The organism is Denitrificimonas caeni DSM 24390 (assembly GCF_000421765.1).
GTDB classification, from domain to species: domain Bacteria; phylum Pseudomonadota; class Gammaproteobacteria; order Pseudomonadales; family Pseudomonadaceae; genus Denitrificimonas; species Denitrificimonas caeni.
In genome coordinates this window covers 21,243-38,874 of sequence record NZ_ATXQ01000003.1, presented here as the reverse complement: position 1 = coordinate 38,874, position 17,632 = coordinate 21,243, and the positions used below count along the sequence as shown (strand labels likewise).

The window sequence follows — 17,632 nt, the reverse complement described above, 5'->3', positions numbered from 1 at the left end:
GAGTAGGGGGTGCTGAGCATGCGGATAGGAAATAACAAGCATGCTCAGGGTAAGTTTACGGTAGTTGGATCTCAATCACGCCATCAGCAGTGATGCTGACTTCTGTGCTGCCGGCTTCAATTTCAGGGGCTGCAGCACTTTCATCGACCATCACGGATGAGAGCATTTTAGCTGAGCGAGCATAGATGGGAGGACGGTTATAAGCGTTGCTGTTGAGGTTTAAATTAACCACTTTATATTGGCTGCTACCAAAGGCGGCGCTGACGAGTTTCGCTCTGGCTTGAAACGCGCTGATGGCTTCTTTAAGCAGTGCATCTTCGCTGCTGATGCGGGTTTTTGGCGCGATACTAAATTGCATATTGGCCATTTTTAAAGTCTTTAAGAGCTCGCCAGTGAGTGCGGATAACTCAGAGAACTCAGTGCTTTCTAAGCGGATCTCAGCACGTTCGCGCCACGCTGTGATTTTTTGTCCTTTGCTGTCATGTACCGGATAGCTGCTGCGATTGCCAAGTTTAACACTGACTTTTGGTTGTTTACGGGCCGTCTCTACGGCGCTATTGAGTGTTTTGGTAATCATGTCGGCTAAGCGCGCGGGATCAGTGTCTTGTGCCTCTGTATAAAAGGTCACTTGCATTTGGTCGTGGGCCACTTCTTGGCTGGCTTCAGCGCGCAATGAAACTTGGTTATAGGTTTGTTCGCTAGCAAGCAGGTTGCTGCTAGTGGCTAGGCCTGTGATGAGTAAGGCGATAGGGGTGGCGCGTAGTAAACGAATCATAATAACTCCATGTGCATCCCGTGCGAGAGAGCAAAAGACAGTGTGGATGTTCTTAGGTTCCAAGACGCTATTTATGTGACCATGGGTCGCATCTTGCAGCGAATAGGCATTGGGCAGTTATACTTCTAACATGCATCGAGGAGAAAATATGCTGGCGCCTACACAATTATTATCTGCCAGCCGTCAAAATCTATGGCGGCTGACTTGGATTCGTCTTTTAGTGCTTGCTGCACAAGCCGGCACCTTGGGTTTTACTTACCTTAGCGGTGTTGTGTCATTGGCTTGGTTACAACTGGTTGTGCTCTTGGCTTTGTCGCTGAGTATGTGCGTGTTAACCGGTTTGCGTTTGCGCGGCAGTTGGCCGGTGACTGAGCTTGAATTTGCTGCGCATTTAGCCATGGATTTATTTATCCACAGTGGCTTGCTGTATTACGTAGGAGGCTCGACCAACCCCTTTGTCGCCTATTATTTGGTACCGCTCACTATTGCCGCAGCCACTTTACCCTGGTTGTATTCAATTGTTTTGAGCGGCTTGGCATTGAGTGGTTACACGGCGTTACTGATTTGGTATCGACCCTTACATCTGCTTGGTGAGCAACTTGGCGAGCTGCTGATTACCTTGCACTTATTTGGCATGTGGTTGAACTTCGCTTTATCCGCAGCTTTTATTACCTTTTTTGTCTCGAAAATGTCAGAAGCTGTGCGTGAGCAAGATCTGTTGCGTGCCGCTCGACGTGAGGACGGTATGCGTGATCAGCAACTACTCGCCGTGGCCACACAAGCAGCAGGCGCGGCGCATGAATTAGGGACACCGCTTTCGACAATGAGTGTGCTGCTCAATGAGTTACGCCGTGAGCATCGTGGTGAGTCAGAGTTACAAGATGATTTAGCCTTGCTGCAAGAGCAAGTAAAGCTATGCAAAGGCACGCTCCAACAGTTAGTCCGCGCGGCTGAAGCGGATCGCCGTCAAGCGATTGAACAACAAACGGTGATACATTGGCTTGAAGCAGGGCTAAGTCGTTGGCATTTAATGCGCCCAGAGGCCACCTATCGCTATCAGCTGGAAGGTGTTGGCGACGTGCCGACCTTGCTGCCGCCGGTGGATTTAACTCAAGCACTACTTAATCTGTTAAATAATGCAGCGGATGCTTGCCCGGATAACCTGTTGATTCGTTTGAGTTGGGATGAGCAATGGATTGTTATTACCATACGAGACTATGGAGCAGGTGTGCCGCTAGCTATTGCTGAGCAATTAGGTAAGCCGTTTTTTACCACTAAAGGTAAAGGCTTTGGTTTAGGACTTTTCTTAAGCCAGATCAGCGTTATTCGTGTCGGTGGTACGGTAAAGTTGTATAACCAAGACGGTGGCGGAACTCTAACTGAGTTACGCTTGCCACGAATGCATACATTGCTTTAAGCGAGGAGTTGCAAGTGACTGAAGAAAACCTATTTGAAGGTGAAGAGCAGCCGCATTTGCTGTTGGTGGATGATGATGAAACCTTTACTCGGGTAATGGCTCGGGCCATGTCACGACGTGGCTTGCGGGTGTCGATTGCTAACTCTGCAGATGAAGGCATGGCGCTGGCTAAAGATGACTTACCCGACTATGCCGTGCTTGATCTGAAGATGGAGGGTGATTCGGGCCTGGTGTTGCTGCCTAAATTGCTCGAGTTGGATGCCGAAATGAAGGTGCTGATTCTAACCGGTTACTCCAGTATCACCACAGCGGTTGAAGCAATTAAGCGCGGCGCTTGTAACTATTTATGCAAGCCTGCTGATGCTGATGATGTGTTGGCAGCTTTGCTGTCAGATCATGCTGATCTAGCAACATTGGTTCCCGAAAATCCGATGTCGGTTGATCGCTTGCAGTGGGAGCATATTCAGCGGATTTTGGCCGACCATGACGGCAATATTTCCGCTACCGCGCGCGCGCTAGGCATGCATCGACGTACTTTACAGCGCAAACTGCAAAAACGCCCAGTGCACCGTTAAAACTAAAAAACGCCTGAGTATTGCTACGCAGGCGTTTGCAGTGCAAAGAGTGCGGCTCGGGTTAACGGGTACCAAAGACCACCATGGTTTTGCCTTTAACGTAGACCAAGCCTTGCTCTTCTAAGCTTTTTAAAACACGACCCACCATCTCGCGTGAACAGCCAACAATGCGGCCGATTTCTTGGCGAGTGATTTTAATTTGCATGCCGTCAGGATGCGTCATGGCATCAGGCTGTTTGCACAGATCAAGCAGCGTTCTGGCAACTCGACCAGTAACATCTAAAAAAGCTAAATCGCCGACTTTACGAGTGGTGTTGCGTAAACGATCAGCCATCTGATTGCCTAAGGCATACAGCATGTCTGGGTCTTGCTGAGTCAATTCGCGAAATTTTGTGTAGCTTATTTCACCGACTTCGCATTCGGTTTTTGCGCGCACCCAAGCACTGCGCTCTTGATCTGTATTGGCCGAGCTAAACAGACCTAGTTCGCCAAAAAAATCACCGGGATTTAAATAGGCAATAATCATTTCTTTGCCGTCATCATCTTCGATCAAGACTGTTACAGAACCTTGAGTAATAAAAAATAACGATTCGCAGCGATCACCGGCATAAATAATAGTGCTTTTGCTGGTGTAACGACGTTTGTGGCAATGAGCAAGAATTTTGTCAATGTTTTTTATTTTTGGTGTAAGCGTAATAGCAACCATGCGATAACCCCAAGAGTGAATCAAGCCTTCAAGATGCTAGGCAGACGTATTTTTTTATTATTCTGTCAAGTGTGCCGCAATTATCATAAAGATAAGCCTGCTTATTGCAAGGTTAATTGATATTTGCGAGAGGCGTCACGCTAAACTGAGGTTTTGGTTGGTTTTAGCAGAGCAGAAGTGTTGTTAAAGGCTGTGGTAAACTTGCCGTTTTACCGTATTTAAAAGGTGTGAATTATGCAGGCGCGGGTGAAATGGGTTGAACAGGCGATGTTTTTGGCCGAATCAGGCAGCGGCCATACGGTGGTAATGGATGGCCCGCAAGAGAGCGGCGGACGCAATGTCGGTATGCGCCCTATGGAGATGTTGCTAATGGGATTGGGCGGTTGCAGCACTTTTGATGTGGTCAGTATTTTGCAAAAATCTCGCCAAGCGGTGGATGATTGCGAGGTACGGATTGATGCCGAACGCGCTGATGTTGAGCCTAAAGTTTTCACTAAAATTGCTTTGCATTTTATTGTCACGGGTAAAAACTTAAAAGAAACAGTGGTCAAGCGCGCAGTGGATTTATCTGCTGAGAAATACTGCTCGGCTTCTATTATGCTGGGGCGTGCGGGCGTGGAAATTACCCATAGCTTTGAGATTGTTGAGACAGCCTAGACCGTTGATCCAAATGTGCAGAGTTATTATGCTTTAAAGCTGGCATCCCTAAGTCTTGCTCTGCATAATGGCGCGCCCCTTTTTTACACACCAATTGGGTGTGTAAGGGAAACCAGAATCGCATCGCGAAGAGGTGAAAACTGCCCTACGCAACTGTATTGCTTCCAGTGTTAATACAGTTGACCGGCGTGCATGATAACGCGGCTGCGCCGCACCAATGAAGAGAATCGAACGTTGACCAGTAAACTCAAGCTGCATGGGTTCAACAACCTTACTAAGACGTTGAGCTTTAATATTTATGACATCAGCTACGCACGCACTACAGATGATCAACAAGCTTATGTTGGTTATATTAATGAAGAGTACGATGCTGAACGTCTTACGCAAATACTGACCGATGTTGTCGAAATCATTGGCGCGAACATTTTAAATATTGCTCGTCAAGATTACGAGCCGCAGGGCGCGAGCGTGACCATTCTGATTTCAGAAGAGCCTGTCGAGCCCACCGCCAGTCAGATTGAAGAGTCGCCAGGGCCATTGCCGGAAACAATTTTGGCGCACTTAGATAAAAGCCATATTACTGTTCACACCTATCCGGAGATCCATCCGGTGGATGGCTTATCGACTTTCCGTGTGGATATTGATGTGTCGACCTGTGGCGTGATTTCACCCCTGAAAGCGTTGAATTATCTAATTCACCAGTTTGATTCTGACATTGTCACCATTGATTATCGTGTGCGTGGTTTTACTCGCGATGTCGAGGGACGCAAACATTTCATTGATCATGAAATCAATTCGATTCAGAACTATTTATCTGAAGACACCCGTTCTGCTTATCAAATGACCGACGTTAACGTTTATCAAGAGCACTTGTTTCACACCAAGATGTTGCTGAAAAACTTTGAGCTGGATGATTACTTGTTTGGTGATGCCACGCGCAATTTATCTTACGAGCAGCGCCGTGATGTTGAAGAGCGTTTACGTCACGAAATGTTAGAGATTTTTTACGGCCGTAATATGCCCAACAGCAATCGTTAATCTTTAAAGTATAAAAAAAAGGCGCTTATTTAGCGCCTTTTTTTATGCTGTTGAATCGAATGTATGCTTACCCAGAGCCGCACTTAAATGCGGTAAGTGCTGCTCGTCATCACTTTAGCCATCAGGCTCATGCCAAATTTAATTGGTGCTGGGAATTTAAAGCCACCGGCATCCAAAGCGCTATTGGCATGCTCTTCTTCATCAATACGCATTTGCTCTAAAATAGCGCGCGATTTGCGGTCAGTGTCAGGAATCTGCTGTAGGTGGTCATCTAAGTGCTTGCACACTTGATCTTCTGTGGCCGCGACAAAACCTAGACTGACCTTGTCGCTGATCGCGCCAGCAGTTGCTCCAATAGCGAAGGACAAACCATAAAAAAGCGGATTGAGTAGGCTAGGTTGACTGCCAAGCTCACGAATCCGTTGCTCACACCAGACCAGATGGTCAACTTCTTCTTCAGCAGCCAACTCCATTTGCTCGCGTACGTGCGGCAGGCTGGCTGTTAGCGCTTGGCCCTGATACAAAGCTTGCGCACAGACCTCACCAGTGTGGTTAATGCGCATTAAGCCGGCTACATGGCGTGTTTGTTCTGCATCTAATGTGCCGTGCGGCTCAAGTACTGCAGGTGATGGACGACTGGCGTGACTGCTATTAGGAATCAAGGTGCGCATCGCTGCATCCGCTTGCAGTAACAAGCGATCCATTGGCGAGTAGTGGCGTTGAGAGGACATAGTAGGCTCCTGTTAAATAGCCGTAGTAAGCGTGTAGCAAGCGCTGCAGACGCCTTGAATTAATTGTATGCGTACAGTCTATAGCTAGCCCGGTGGCCAGCTCATTTGTCGTTGACCGAGAACGTGCATGTGAATGTGATAAACGGTCTGGCCGCCCAGTTCGTTAGTGTTCATGGCTACGCGAAAACCCTCGTCACAGCCTTGTTCTTTAGCCAAACGCTGCGCGGTATAGAGAATATGACCAGCCAGAAATGTATCGTCTGGGGTTAAATCAGTCAGCATGCCAATGTGCTTTTTTGGAATCACCAGAAAATGCACAGGTGCTTGTGGAGCAATATCGTGAAAAGCCACAACATGCTCATCCTCGTATAATTTGCGCGCGGGGATCTTACCGGCAGCAATCTTGCAAAACAAACAATCCATAACACAGGCCTCTGGTTGTTGTAAGATTCCTCAAGTTTAGCTGTCTGGCGGTGCATTCGCTAGTGTTCAAAAAGTTTTGATAGGTTGGCGTATCTTGAAAAATGATCTTAAAGATTTACAGCTGGTTTTAGATGCCCGCGTTCGCTTAATTGTGATTGAGTCGTGGGATGAACTGCGTGTGCTAGAAACCTTAACCTCATTGGCAGTGCAGCGCGGGATGAATTTGCGCGTTTGGTCGATCAGTGAAGGGCTGCAAGGCATGGCCTTTGGCGGCGAGATGCTGGAAGGCAGTAATCTTCCAGAGCGCGCTTTGCGCTTGGTCAAGGCCGACCCACAGACCGGCTTGTATGTGTTTTTTGATCTGCACTCTTTTCTTGAAAATGATGCGCTGCTGGTTCGTTTAGTAAAAGATATTGCAATGGCTGCAGGCCCTGGTAAACCAACGTTAATTTTGGTTTCACATGCACTGAAGTTGCCCGCAGAGTTGCAGCGTTATGCCGCACGTTTTAGCTTGTCGCTGCCGAGTGAAGATGAATTACTCGCCATTGTTCGTGAGGAAGCGCTACGTTGGAGTGAGGGTAATCGTGGTTTGCGTGTGCGCACGGACAATCGAACCTTGCAGCAAGTGGTGAAAAATTTGCGCGGTTTAAGCCATGCCGATGCACGCTTGCTGGCGCGTAGTTTGATTTGTGATGATGGTGCGATTACCCAAGAAGATTTGCCTGAGTTGAATAAGGCCAAGTTTCAGCTGCTTGATCTTGATGGTGTGCTCGGTTATGAAGCCGATACTGCACGCTTTGCTGATGTCGGCGGCCTGCACAATTTAAAACAATGGCTAGCAGAGCGCCAAGCCGCGTTCATGGCGGGCACTGCAAGTGATCTGCCGAAGGGAATGTTGCTCTTGGGCGCGCAGGGCAGTGGTAAAAGTTTGGCAGCAAAAGCCGTGGCAGGTTTGTGGGGGCTGCCATTGCTGCGTTTGGATTTTGCCAGTTTATACAATAAGTACTTTGGCGAGACTGAGCGTAATTTGCGTGAAGCACTGCTGATGGCAGAGCGTATGTCGCCCTGTGTGTTATGGATGGATGAAATTGAAAAAGGCCTCGCCACCGGCGATATGGATAACGGCGTCAGTCAGCGCGTTTTGGGTACATTATTAACCTGGATGGCTGAGCGCAAAGCCCCAGTTTTTGTGGTGGCGACGGCTAATATTATCAAACGCTTACCGCCTGAATTGATGCGCAAAGGGCGTTTTGATGAGATTTTCTTTGTTGATTTACCAGCAACGGCGGTGCGGGAGGATATTTTTAGAATCCATCTGAATAAGCGTGAATTGTCTGCCGAGAACTTTGATTTGGCAGCATTAGCGATGGCCAGTGATGGTTTCTCAGGAGCGGAAATTGAGCAAGCGGTGGTCTCGGCTCTGTATGCCGCACAAGCGCGGCAAGTTTCTGTTGGGCAAGAGCTTATCGTGGAAGCGTTGCAGCGCACAGTGCCGTTATCTGTAGTGATGTCAGAAGAACTCAGCGCGTTGCGACATTGGGCCGCAGAAAGAACCGTGCATGCAGGTTAAGTCTATGTGAGTCTAGATAAAACAGTCTTTTGCAGGCCACTTTTACTCGGTGCTACGGATATTCTTCTTGTGCGACTAAAGGCTGATGTGTATCTTTGACACTTTTTGGGCAAAGCAAAGCCACCTAATTTAGTTAAGCAGTGTGCTGAAAAAGGCATTGCTGATGTTTTTTATGATAATAACGATGATATGAGGAGCACAACATGCGCGTGATTTTGCTAGGAGCGCCAGGTGCCGGAAAAGGTACACAGGCTGGTTTTATTACTAAAAAATTTGCGATTCCACAGATTTCTACTGGCGACATGCTGCGTGCAGCGGTGAAAGCAGAAAGCCCATTGGGGTTAAAAGTTAAAAATGTTATGGCAACCGGCGGTTTGGTGTCAGACGACATCATTATCGATCTAATTAAAGAACGCATTCAGGCAGACGACTGTGCCAATGGTTTCTTGTTTGATGGTTTTCCGCGTACCATTCCGCAAGCAGAAGCGCTGCGTGAAGCCGGTGTTGAAATTGATCACGTAATTGAAATCGCTGTGGAAGATGAAGAGATCGTTTCGCGTATTGCTGGACGTCGTATGCACCCAGCTTCAGGTCGTACCTACCATGTCGAGCACAATCCGCCGAAAGTGGCCGGTAAAGACGATGAAACCGGTGAAGACTTGATTCAGCGTGAAGATGATAAAGAAGAGACTGTGCGCCATCGCTTGTCTGTTTATCACTCACAAACCAAGCCTCTAGTCGCGTTCTATCAAGACTTAGCTGCTGTTAATGGCACGCCAAAATACAGCGCAATTGCAGGTGTTGGTTCGGTTGAGCAAATTACCGCTAAGGTAATGGCTGCGCTGGCTTAAAAGCACAGTTAGGGAATATATTCGCTGCAGCAGTGAGCCTACTCGTTGTTATAGCGAATGTATTCTTTACAGTTTTGACTCGCAATACCCCTCGCAAGCCATCTCCCTGCTACAATTTCTTTTTTAAATTACTCGACGATAAATCATGACTACTTTGCTGGCGCTCGATACCGCCACTGAAGCCTGCTCTGTTGCGTTATTACACAATGGACAAGTATTCAGCCGTTACGCGGTCATCCCTCGATTACACGCACAACGTATTTTACCTATGATCAGCGAAGTTCTAGCTGAGGCGGGTATTAGCAAAACTGCAGTGACGGCGATTGCTTTTGGCCGTGGCCCTGGTGCTTTTACGGGTTTACGCATTGCTGTTGGCGTGGTGCAAGGCTTGGCTTTTGCTCTACAGATACCTGTGCTACCGGTATCTAATTTGGCCGCTATTGCACAACGTGCTTGCCGTGAGCATGGCGCAAAGCAGGTTGCGGTGGCTATTGATGCACGTATGGATGAGGTGTATTGGGGCTGCTATAGCTTGATTGATGGCGAGGTACGTCTGCAGGGCAGTGAAGCAGTGCTGCCACCAGAGCGTGCAGAACTTGCACGTACCGCGCAAGGCGAATGGTTTGCTGCAGGTACCGGTTGGCATGCCTATGCTGAGCGTATTACTGTGCCCGTGTACGCAAGTGATGCGCAATTATTGCCCCATGCGGAGGATATTTTGACCCTCGCACAGGGCATGTGGCAACGTGGCGAAGCGATTAGCGCGCAAGATGCCCAACCGATTTATTTACGCGATCAAGTGGCGACGCCGAAACAATCTTAATAGGATTGATCTGTTGCTAGAGTCTGGTTACAGTACCCACCTGTTTATAGGATCCTCATGCTATGCGTATTGACGGTTTATCACCTGCTTATGTACCCAACAGAACCACGCTTCCTGATGCCAGTACGCAGATGGATGATGCTGTTCGCCAGGCTGAAAGTCGGATCCGTCAGCAACAGCCGAGTAACGCATCAGATAGTGTTAGTTTAGACACCTATCAAGCAGTGCAACGTCCCTCTGCACAAATGCAAATTCAACAATACGAAGCTCGCCAAGTCTTGAATAATCCTGCGCAGCAGTATCAAGTCAGTAAAGCTTTAGCCAGCTATAGCAGTACTGCTGCATTTAATACTCAAGCTGAAGATGCGGCCAATGTGCTCGGGCTTGATTTGTACGCATAATGTCTGACTCTACATCAGTATTTCTTCCTATTATACGCATTGAGGCTATGACTCCAGCTGATCACGCTTCGGCAGCACAGTTGGCGCAGGAGCTTGGATTGCCGCTCGGTGGCGATGCAGAGTTCGCCTTACAGGTTGGCGTGGATGGTTTGCAACTACAGGAATTAAGCCATTCTGCACCAGGGCCTTTGCGTGTCGACTTTATTGAAGGTGCACTGGCTCATCGCCGGCAGTTTGGTGGCGGCAGCGGTCAGATGATTGCCAAAGCGGTCGGCATCCAGCCAGGTGTTCGCCCTACTATTTTAGATGCAACTGCAGGGCTGGGACGAGATGCTTTTATTCTAGCTTGTTTAGACTGTCACGTGCAGATGATTGAGCGTAATCCCATCGTTGCAGCGTTACTCGCTGATGGCTTACGACGCGCGCGACTTGATGTACAAGTGGCCGGTATCGTGCAGCGCATGCCGCTGCTGGTTGGCGATGCCATTGAGTTGATGTCGACTTGGACAGCACAAGCGCCGCAAGTGATTCATCTGGACCCAATGTTTCCCAGTCGTGATAAAAGTGCGCTGGTGAAAAAAGAAATGCGTCTGTTTAAGCCACTGGTGGGCGCTGATGATGATGCTCCAGCATTGCTAGCGGCGGCATTAGCGTTAGCAACGCACCGCGTGGTGGTCAAGCGTCCGCGTAAAGCGCCTGCGATTGTAGGTGCAGCGCCAACCTACAGCTTGGAAGGTAAGTCCAGTCGCTATGATATCTACGCTAAGAAAAGCTTAAAGCCATAATTGCAGTAACGACCGAGACATAAAAAAGCCCGCAGAAAGTGATTTCTAGCGGGCTTTTTAATCAGCAGTATGTGGTCAGTTATTAGTTAACCAACGTACGCCATTCTGCGTATTCTTCAGTTTCGCCAGTGACTAAGTCAAAGTAGGCTTTTTGCAGCACTTCAGTGACTGGTCCACGGCTACCGATGCCGATTTGACGACCATCCACTTCACGGATTGGCGTTACTTCTGCAGCGGTACCGGTAAAGAATGCTTCATCAGCGATGTAGACTTCGTCACGAGTAATACGCTTTTCAACGATTTCGATACCGCGTGCTTTGGCCAGAGTCAAAATGGTGTTACGAGTAATACCATTGAGACAGGCAGTGACTTCTGGCGTATAAATCACACCGTTTTTCACCAAGAAAATGTTCTCACCTGAGCCTTCAGCCACATAGCCTTCAGGATCCAGTAGTAGAGCTTCGTCAGCGCCACCAGAGACGGCTTCTTGCAGAGCTAGCATCGAGTTGACATAAGCACCGCTGGATTTTGCACGGGTCATGGTGATGTTTACATGGTGACGGGTAAATGAACTGGTACGTACTTTAATACCGTTCTTCAACGCGTCGTCGCCCATGTAGGCGCCCCAGTGCCAAGCTGCAACAATCAAGTGTACTTTAAGATTGTCGGCGCGGATGCCCATGCCTTCTGAACCGTAAAAGGCTAAAGGACGAATGTAGGCGCTGTCGAGTTTGTTATCACGCACTGAAGCAATCACCGCCTGGTTGATTTCTTCTTTAGTGAAAGGAATCTTCATATTCATAATATGAGCGGATTCAAACAGACGATCAGTGTGTGCTTGTAAGCGGAAAATTGCGGTACCTTTTGGGGTTTTGTAGGCGCGAACACCTTCAAATACGCCCATGCCGTAGTGTAATGAGTGAGTCAGAACGTGTGTGGTTGCGTTACGCCATTCAACCATTTCACCGTCATACCAAATAACACCATCACGATCAGCCATCGACATTGTTACGTGCTCCTGAAAATAATATTAAAAGTCTGATTACAAATAACTCAAGCCTAGCTCTTGCCAAACGTTCATCACTGCGTGACGCTCGTTGGTAAATAAATTGCCATCAACCACGCCTTGCTGTTTTTGCAGGGCCAGACGGTGGGCCGCAGCACGATAGGCTTTGTAAGCCTCCTGCAGCATGCGAACATGATCCGCACTAAGCAGGCTTTCTGCGCCGAGACCGTCAAGAATACGGATGTTGTCGGTATAGGTTACCAGCTGTGGATATTGCCATGACCAAGCCAAGACGGCATATTGCACCATAAATTCGATGTCAACGATACCACCAGCATCCTGCTTTAGATCAAATATCACATCACTATTAAAGGCATTCTGGCCTAAACCGCCTAGAGTGGTCTGGGTACCATGATTATGCCGCATTTTGGCGCGCATTTCGCTGACTTCTGCTTGCAGAATCGGCAAACTGCGTTGGCGACCTAAAACGCTTAAACGGACCTGATTAAATTGCTCGGTGATCACCGGACTGCCAACCAAAACACGCGCGCGAATCAAGGCTTGGTGCTCCCAGGTCCAAGCTTGTTCTTCTTGGTAGCGAGCAAAGGCGCTAAGCGACGTCGCCAGTAAGCCTGAGTCGCCGCTAGGTCTTAAGCGCATATCGACATCATAAAGACCGCCGGCAGTGGTGCGGGTGGTGAGCATAGAGATAATTCGCTGCCCCATACGGGTATAAAACTGCGCGCCGTCAACTGGGCGTAAGCCGTCGGTTTCCGCTAAAGGGTCACAATCGAAGATAAACACCAAATCAAGATCGGAGCCGTGGCCCAGTTCAATACCGCCGAGTTTGCCGTAACCCACTACAACAAAATCAAGCTCGCTGGGGCTGCCATCCAAACGTTGCGGCAGCCCGTGTTTACGCACCATTTCATTCCAAACTAAGTGCAATACTTGCTCAAGGATTGCCTCGGCTAGCCAGGTTAAATAATCACTGACCTTCATCAGTGGCAAAGTACCGGCAATTTCTGAGGCGGCAACGCGCAAACGGTGCGCCAATTTAAAATGGCGCAGCGCGTTCATTTGTTGCTCTACGTCTTCCTCTGGGATGCGCAGTAACTGTTCGCGCAACTCGGCGGTCAATTCCGGTGCTAACGGTGGGCGATATAAACGCCCCTCATTGAGTAACTCATCCAGCAAGGCTGGGAAACGGGTCAGTTGTTCCGCGATCCATGGGCTGGCGGCACATAAACTGATCACTCTTAACAGCGCACCGGGGTTTTCCGTTAGCAGCACTAAATACGCGGAGCGACGCGCCACTGCTTCAATCAGCGGTAAGACTCGCTCAAGCACTAAATCAGGATTCTCATGCTCAACTGCTTGCGATAAAAAACGCGGCATAAAAGCATCTAAACGTTCACGTCCAAGCCGCTGCATGGCGCGTACTTGAGTGCCTTCGCGCAGCTGCACGATACGTTGCCAAGCTGCTTGACTGTCCTGATAACCGGCTTCGCTAAGCTGCTGATAAATACTCTCAACAGCAATGCTGTCTTCCCAAACTGGCAGCCATTCGCCACCAATACAGTCATATTCTTCTTCATCGGGATCGGCGATGACGTCGCGAAAATGATATTCAATACGTTTACGCCAATACATCAGTTGACCGAAAAACGTTTCCCAGTCATTAAAACCCATCATAAAAGCCAGGCGCGCTTGCTCGTGAGCGGTGTCGGGTAGGCTTTGCGTTTGTAAATCAGCCACTGCCTGTAGTGCATGCTCGGTGTAGCGTAAGAAGCGATAGGCATCTTTCAATTCAGTGACGTCAGCTGAAGGCATATAACCCTGCGCCGCAAGGGTGTCTAAAATATTTAGCAAAGGTCGCTGTTGCAGGCTCAAATCGCGGCCACCGTGAATCAGCTGAAACGCTTGGGCAATAAACTCAACCTCGCGAATACCACCAGAGCCGAGTTTGATATTGTCGTCCATATCTTTGCGGCGCACTTCTTGTTGAATCAGCTGTTTCATTGAGCGCAGCGCTTCAATCGCGGAGAAGTCCAAATAACGACGATAGACAAAGGGGCGCAAAATACGTAACAGACTTGCTCCAGCATTTTGATCGCCAGCCACGACGCGCGCTTTAATCATCGCGTAGCGCTCCCAGTCGCGGCCTTGGTTTTGGTAATACTGCTCAATAGCGTTAAAACTAAATACCAGTGGACCGCTGGAACCATAAGGTCGCAGACGCATATCCACCCGAAAAGCAAAGCCATCGACTGTAATGGTATCGAGCGCTTTGATCAGTTTTTGTCCAAGACGGGTGAAAAACTCTTGGTTATCTAAACTGCGTTTTGCTCCTTCAGTTTCGCCAGCTTCAGGGTAGGTGAAAATCAAGTCGACATCCGATGACAGGTTCAGCTCATAAGCGCCCAGCTTGCCCATGCCCAAAATGACCAGCTGTTGTGCGTGTTTGCTGTAGCGTCCGATCGGTGTGCCAAACAGTTGACAATGTTGCTGGTACAGCCAGTGGTAGGCTAAGTCTGTGCAGGCATCGGCCATGGCGGATAAATCACGACAGGTCTCGCTGAGTTCCGCTTGGCGGATCAGATCGCGCCAAATGATGCGCACTTGTTGGCGGTTACGAAATTGTCGTAAATGTAGCAACAGACTGGCTTCATCGTTGCAGTCAGTTAAGCGTTCACTGAGTTGATAGCGAATTTCGCCGGGCACTAAGGTGCGATCCAATTGGCCAGAGCTGACAAGATCAATCAGCATTTGCGGATCGCGAATGGCTTGGCTGAGGACAAAATCACTCAGGGTGCAAACGCGAATAAAAGCTTGGTAGCGACTATCAGGCCATAAAGGGTTAGCGACCTGTTGTTCCTCCAGAGCATGCGCCCATTCGCGCTGCGCCTTTTGTTGTAAAAACAGCAAATTGGAGGGGATCGTATCCAAGAGAAGAGGCGTCATGCAGAGTCCTGAACAATGTCACGCAAAAAGAGTCATTAAAGATACCTTAAAATGATGATTTATGCCGCGTTGAAGAAAAGCTCTTGGCCAAAAGGCGTACAGGATAAAAGCTGACTCTTGCGTCATTTTGTAGTAAAACTACATAAAGGAAAAACAATCTGACTTTGCTGTGCCATGCGCTGACTGTTCACAAGACATGAAGCACGTATAGGTCGATCATCAATAGACCCTAAGTTTGGGAGCGAAACATGCAAGATCTTGATCCGGTAGAAACCCAAGAATGGCTGGATGCCTTGGATTCTGTCCAAGCCCATGAAGGCGAAGAGCGCGTGCATTATATTTTATCGCGCTTAGGTGAGTTGGCCAGTCGCAGTGGCACACGCTTACCGCATGCAATTACCACTCCGTATCGCAACACTATTCCTGTGACCCATGAAGCGTTGATGCCTGGCGATTTATTTATGGAGCGCCGCATCCGTTCATTAGTGCGTTGGAATGCTTTGGCGATGGTGATGCGTGCTAATCAATCTGACCCAGACTTAGGTGGTCACATTGCGACCTTTGCCTCCAGCGCCACTTTGTATGACATCGGCTTTAACTATTTCTTTAAGGCACCGACCGAAGAGCATGGCGGCGACTTAATTTACTTCCAAGGGCATGCATCACCTGGCGTTTACGCGCGCTCCTTTTTAGAGGGCCGCTTAACTGAAGATCAGTTGGATAATTTCCGACGTGAAACTGATGGCGCCGGTTTGTCTTCGTATCCGCACCCATGGTTGATGCCAGACTATTGGCAGTTCCCCACCGTGTCGATGGGGCTCGGCCCGATTCAAGCGATTTACCAAGCGCGCTTTATGAAGTATCTGGAGCACCGTGGCTTTATTCAGCCGGGCAAGCAGAAAGTTTGGTGTTTCTTGGGCGACGGTGAAACCGATGAGCCTGAATCATTGGGTGCGATTTCCCTCGCTGGCCGTGAGAAACTGGATAACCTGATTTTTGTGATCAACTGTAACTTGCAACGCTTAGACGGCCCAGTACGAGGCAATGGCAAGATCATTCAGGAGTTGGAAGGCAACTTCCGCGGCGCTGAGTGGAACGTGATAAAAGTGCTCTGGGGACGTTTATGGGATCCGTTGTTCGCCAAAGACACTGAAGGCGTGATGCAAAAGCGCATGGATGAAGCGCTTGATGGTGATTATCAAAACTACAAAGCCAACGATGGCGCTTTTGTGCGTAAAGATTTCTTTGGTGCTGATCCAAAACTAGCCGAAATGGTCGCGGATCTGTCCGATGCTGAAATCTGGAATCTTAACCGTGGTGGTCATGACCCCTTTAAGGTGTATGCCGCTTACCATGCTGCAGTAAACCATACTGGCCAGCCAACGGTGATCTTGGCGAAAACCATTAAAGGCTATGGTACCGGTACCGGTGAAGCGCAAAATATTGCCCATAACGTTAAAAAAGTTGATCTAGAAAGTCTGAAAGGCTTTAGAGACCGTTTTGATATTCCGGTTAGCGATGAAAACTTAGAAAGTTTGCCGTTCTATCGTCCGGCAGAAAACAGCCCAGAGATACGCTACCTCAAACAAAGCCGCGAAAAGCTCGGTGGTTTTGTCCCGCAGCGGCGCATGAAAAGTATGAGTATTCCAACGCCATCGCTAGAAACGTTAAAAGCTATTTTAGATGGCAGTGGAGACCGTGAAGTTTCAACTACCATGGTATTTGTGCGTATTCTCGCGCAGCTGCTAAAAGATAAGGACCTCGGTAGTCGTATTGTGCCGATTGTGCCGGATGAGGCACGCACCTTTGGTATGGAAGGCATGTTCCGTCAACTGGGTATTTACTCGGCGGTGGGCCAGCTCTATCAGCCGGTCGATCATGGCCAAGTGATGTATTACAAAGAAGATAAGAAAGGCCAGATCCTCGAAGAAGGCATCACTGAAGCTGGCGCGATGTCAGCGTGGATCGCTGCGGCAACTGCCTACAGTAATCATAATCAACCGATGCTGCCTTTCTATGCGTTTTATTCGATGTTTGGTTTCCAGCGCATTGGTGACTTAGCTTGGGCTGCTGGTGATATTCATGCGCGTGGTTTCTTAATGGGTGGTACGGCCGGGCGCACTACGTTGAACGGTGAAGGTTTGCAGCACCAAGATGGTCACAGTCATATTTTGGCCGGCACCATCCCTAACTGCCATACCTATGATCCGGCTTACGGCTATGAAATGGCGGTGATTATTCGTGAAGGCATTTATCAAATGCTGGAGCTACAAAAAGATCGTTATTACTACATAACAATGATGAATGAGGCCTATGAGCAGCCTTCTATGCCGCAGCGCGAAGGCATCGAGGAAGATATTATTCGTGGCATGTATTTGCTGGAAGAAGACAAGCGCAGCAGCGACATGCATGTGCAGCTGCTCGGTAGCGGTACGATCTTGCGTGAAGTACGTGAAGCGGCAAAAATCCTGCGTGATGAGTTTGGTGTAGGTGCTGATGTGTGGAGTGTCACCAGCTTTAACGAACTACGTCGTGACTGCTTAGATGCTGAGCGCTGGAACCGTTTGCATCCGCGTGAAACGGCACGTTTATCGCACATTGAGAACTGCTTGCAAGATCGTCGTGGTCCAGTAGTGGCATCAACTGATTACATGAAGTTGTATGCTGATCAGGTGCGCCAGTGGGTGCCGCAAGAGCAATATAAAGTGCTGGGTACCGATGGTTTTGGCCGCAGTGATTCGCGCAAAAAACTGCGCCATTTCTTTGAGGTGGATCGTCATTGGGTAGTGCTTGCGGCGTTAGAAGGTTTGGTTGCCCAAGGTCAAATGGATGCGCAAGTCATACTCGATGCCATGGACAAGTTTGGTATCGATGCTAATAAACCTAACCCACTAGACTGCTAAGGAGCGT

16 protein-coding genes are annotated in these 17,632 nt (G+C 48.8%); 10 read left to right on the top strand and 6 right to left on the bottom strand.

Annotated features, from left to right (window positions below; genetic code table 11):
* Positions 1 to 55: 55 nt before the first annotated feature.
* On the bottom strand, positions 56 to 775 hold the full coding sequence (locus H591_RS0105545; protein WP_022965958.1) for an SIMPL domain-containing protein: 720 nt from the start codon (positions 773 to 775) through the stop codon (positions 56 to 58).
* A gap of 148 nt (positions 776 to 923) precedes the next feature.
* Here H591_RS0105545 and H591_RS0105540 point away from each other — a divergent pair, with 148 nt between their 5' ends.
* Positions 924 to 2,192, top strand: a complete 1,269-nt coding sequence (locus H591_RS0105540) for an ATP-binding protein (RefSeq protein WP_022965957.1) — start codon at positions 924 to 926, stop codon at positions 2,190 to 2,192.
* Positions 2,193 to 2,206: 14 nt separating this feature from the next.
* Positions 2,207 to 2,767, top strand: a complete 561-nt coding sequence (locus H591_RS0105535) for a response regulator transcription factor (protein WP_022965956.1) — start codon at positions 2,207 to 2,209, stop codon at positions 2,765 to 2,767.
* 61 nt (positions 2,768 to 2,828) lie between these two features.
* Here H591_RS0105535 and crp read toward each other — a convergent pair whose 3' ends face one another.
* Positions 2,829 to 3,473 carry a cAMP-activated global transcriptional regulator CRP gene (crp, locus tag H591_RS0105530; RefSeq protein WP_022965955.1) on the bottom strand — a complete coding sequence of 215 codons (645 nt, stop codon included), beginning with the start codon at positions 3,471 to 3,473 and terminating at the stop codon, positions 2,829 to 2,831.
* Between the two features lie 234 nt (positions 3,474 to 3,707).
* Here crp and H591_RS0105525 point away from each other — a divergent pair, with 234 nt between their 5' ends.
* Both H591_RS0105525 and speD read left to right on the top strand, forming a co-directional pair.
* A complete protein-coding gene (locus H591_RS0105525) occupies positions 3,708 to 4,130 on the top strand; it encodes an OsmC family protein (protein ID WP_022965954.1) in 423 nt (140 codons plus the stop codon).
* 234 nt (positions 4,131 to 4,364) lie between these two features.
* Positions 4,365 to 5,168, top strand: coding sequence for an adenosylmethionine decarboxylase (gene speD / locus H591_RS0105520; RefSeq protein ID WP_028244205.1), 804 nt, complete (start codon positions 4,365 to 4,367; stop codon positions 5,166 to 5,168).
* An 83-nt stretch (positions 5,169 to 5,251) separates the two neighbouring features.
* Here speD and coq7 read toward each other — a convergent pair whose 3' ends face one another.
* Together coq7 and H591_RS0105510 are read right to left on the bottom strand one after the other, a co-directional pair.
* On the bottom strand, positions 5,252 to 5,899 hold the full coding sequence (coq7, locus tag H591_RS0105515) for a 2-polyprenyl-3-methyl-6-methoxy-1,4-benzoquinone monooxygenase (protein ID WP_022965953.1): 648 nt from the start codon (positions 5,897 to 5,899) through the stop codon (positions 5,252 to 5,254).
* An 84-nt stretch (positions 5,900 to 5,983) separates the two neighbouring features.
* Positions 5,984 to 6,322, bottom strand: a complete 339-nt coding sequence (locus H591_RS0105510) for a histidine triad nucleotide-binding protein (protein WP_028244204.1) — start codon at positions 6,320 to 6,322, stop codon at positions 5,984 to 5,986.
* A 94-nt stretch (positions 6,323 to 6,416) separates the two neighbouring features.
* On the opposite strand from H591_RS0105510, the gene H591_RS0105505 reads away from it, so the two are divergent.
* The 5 genes from H591_RS0105505 (at position 6,417) to H591_RS0105485 (ending at position 10,752) form a co-directional block, all read left to right on the top strand.
* The gene (locus H591_RS0105505) at positions 6,417 to 7,892 is read left to right on the top strand and encodes an AAA family ATPase (protein ID WP_028244203.1); all 1,476 of its coding nucleotides are present in this window, start codon (positions 6,417 to 6,419) and stop codon (positions 7,890 to 7,892) included.
* Between the two features lie 203 nt (positions 7,893 to 8,095).
* Positions 8,096 to 8,743: an adenylate kinase gene (gene adk, locus H591_RS0105500; protein WP_022965952.1), complete on the top strand. Its 648-nt coding sequence runs from the start codon at positions 8,096 to 8,098 to the stop codon at positions 8,741 to 8,743.
* Between the two features lie 145 nt (positions 8,744 to 8,888).
* Complete coding sequence (gene tsaB, locus H591_RS0105495; protein WP_022965951.1) at positions 8,889 to 9,566, top strand: tRNA (adenosine(37)-N6)-threonylcarbamoyltransferase complex dimerization subunit type 1 TsaB; 678 nt, start codon at positions 8,889 to 8,891, stop codon at positions 9,564 to 9,566.
* Between the two features lie 62 nt (positions 9,567 to 9,628).
* Complete coding sequence (locus tag H591_RS14920) at positions 9,629 to 9,967, top strand: hypothetical protein (RefSeq protein ID WP_022965950.1); 339 nt, start codon at positions 9,629 to 9,631, stop codon at positions 9,965 to 9,967.
* 47 nt (positions 9,968 to 10,014) lie between these two features.
* The gene (locus H591_RS0105485) at positions 10,015 to 10,752 is read left to right on the top strand and encodes a class I SAM-dependent methyltransferase (protein WP_408605535.1); all 738 of its coding nucleotides are present in this window, start codon (positions 10,015 to 10,017) and stop codon (positions 10,750 to 10,752) included.
* A gap of 82 nt (positions 10,753 to 10,834) precedes the next feature.
* Here H591_RS0105485 and H591_RS0105480 read toward each other — a convergent pair whose 3' ends face one another.
* Together H591_RS0105480 and glnE are read right to left on the bottom strand one after the other, a co-directional pair.
* On the bottom strand, positions 10,835 to 11,758 hold the full coding sequence (locus tag H591_RS0105480) for a branched-chain amino acid transaminase (RefSeq protein WP_022965948.1): 924 nt from the start codon (positions 11,756 to 11,758) through the stop codon (positions 10,835 to 10,837).
* Positions 11,759 to 11,794: 36 nt separating this feature from the next.
* The gene (gene glnE / locus H591_RS0105475; RefSeq protein WP_022965947.1) at positions 11,795 to 14,722 is read right to left on the bottom strand and encodes a bifunctional [glutamate--ammonia ligase]-adenylyl-L-tyrosine phosphorylase/[glutamate--ammonia-ligase] adenylyltransferase; all 2,928 of its coding nucleotides are present in this window, start codon (positions 14,720 to 14,722) and stop codon (positions 11,795 to 11,797) included.
* A 248-nt stretch (positions 14,723 to 14,970) separates the two neighbouring features.
* On the opposite strand from glnE, the gene aceE reads away from it, so the two are divergent.
* A complete protein-coding gene (gene aceE / locus H591_RS0105470; RefSeq protein ID WP_022965946.1) occupies positions 14,971 to 17,625 on the top strand; it encodes a pyruvate dehydrogenase (acetyl-transferring), homodimeric type in 2,655 nt (884 codons plus the stop codon).
* Positions 17,626 to 17,632: the final 7 nt, after the last annotated feature.

Excerpts from the sequence above, each read along its gene's own strand:
- H591_RS0105525 (WP_022965954.1), top strand. The coding sequence starts at position 3,708 with ATGCAGGCGCGGGTGAAATGGGTTGAACAGGCGATGTTTTTGGCCGAA.
- tsaB (WP_022965951.1), top strand. The coding sequence starts at position 8,889 with ATGACTACTTTGCTGGCGCTCGATACCGCCACTGAAGCCTGCTCTGTT.
- H591_RS0105540 (WP_022965957.1), top strand. The coding sequence starts at position 924 with ATGCTGGCGCCTACACAATTATTATCTGCCAGCCGTCAAAATCTATGG.
- aceE (WP_022965946.1), top strand. The coding sequence starts at position 14,971 with ATGCAAGATCTTGATCCGGTAGAAACCCAAGAATGGCTGGATGCCTTG.
- H591_RS0105485 (WP_408605535.1), top strand. The coding sequence starts at position 10,015 with ATGACTCCAGCTGATCACGCTTCGGCAGCACAGTTGGCGCAGGAGCTT.
- H591_RS14920 (WP_022965950.1), top strand. The coding sequence starts at position 9,629 with ATGCGTATTGACGGTTTATCACCTGCTTATGTACCCAACAGAACCACG.
- coq7 (WP_022965953.1), bottom strand. The coding sequence starts at position 5,899 with ATGTCCTCTCAACGCCACTACTCGCCAATGGATCGCTTGTTACTGCAA.
- H591_RS0105510 (WP_028244204.1), bottom strand. The coding sequence starts at position 6,322 with ATGGATTGTTTGTTTTGCAAGATTGCTGCCGGTAAGATCCCCGCGCGC.
- H591_RS0105480 (WP_022965948.1), bottom strand. The coding sequence starts at position 11,758 with ATGTCGATGGCTGATCGTGATGGTGTTATTTGGTATGACGGTGAAATG.
- glnE (WP_022965947.1), bottom strand. The coding sequence starts at position 14,722 with ATGACGCCTCTTCTCTTGGATACGATCCCCTCCAATTTGCTGTTTTTA.
- crp (WP_022965955.1), bottom strand. The coding sequence starts at position 3,473 with ATGGTTGCTATTACGCTTACACCAAAAATAAAAAACATTGACAAAATT.
- H591_RS0105545 (WP_022965958.1), bottom strand. The coding sequence starts at position 775 with ATGATTCGTTTACTACGCGCCACCCCTATCGCCTTACTCATCACAGGC.
- adk (WP_022965952.1), top strand. The coding sequence starts at position 8,096 with ATGCGCGTGATTTTGCTAGGAGCGCCAGGTGCCGGAAAAGGTACACAG.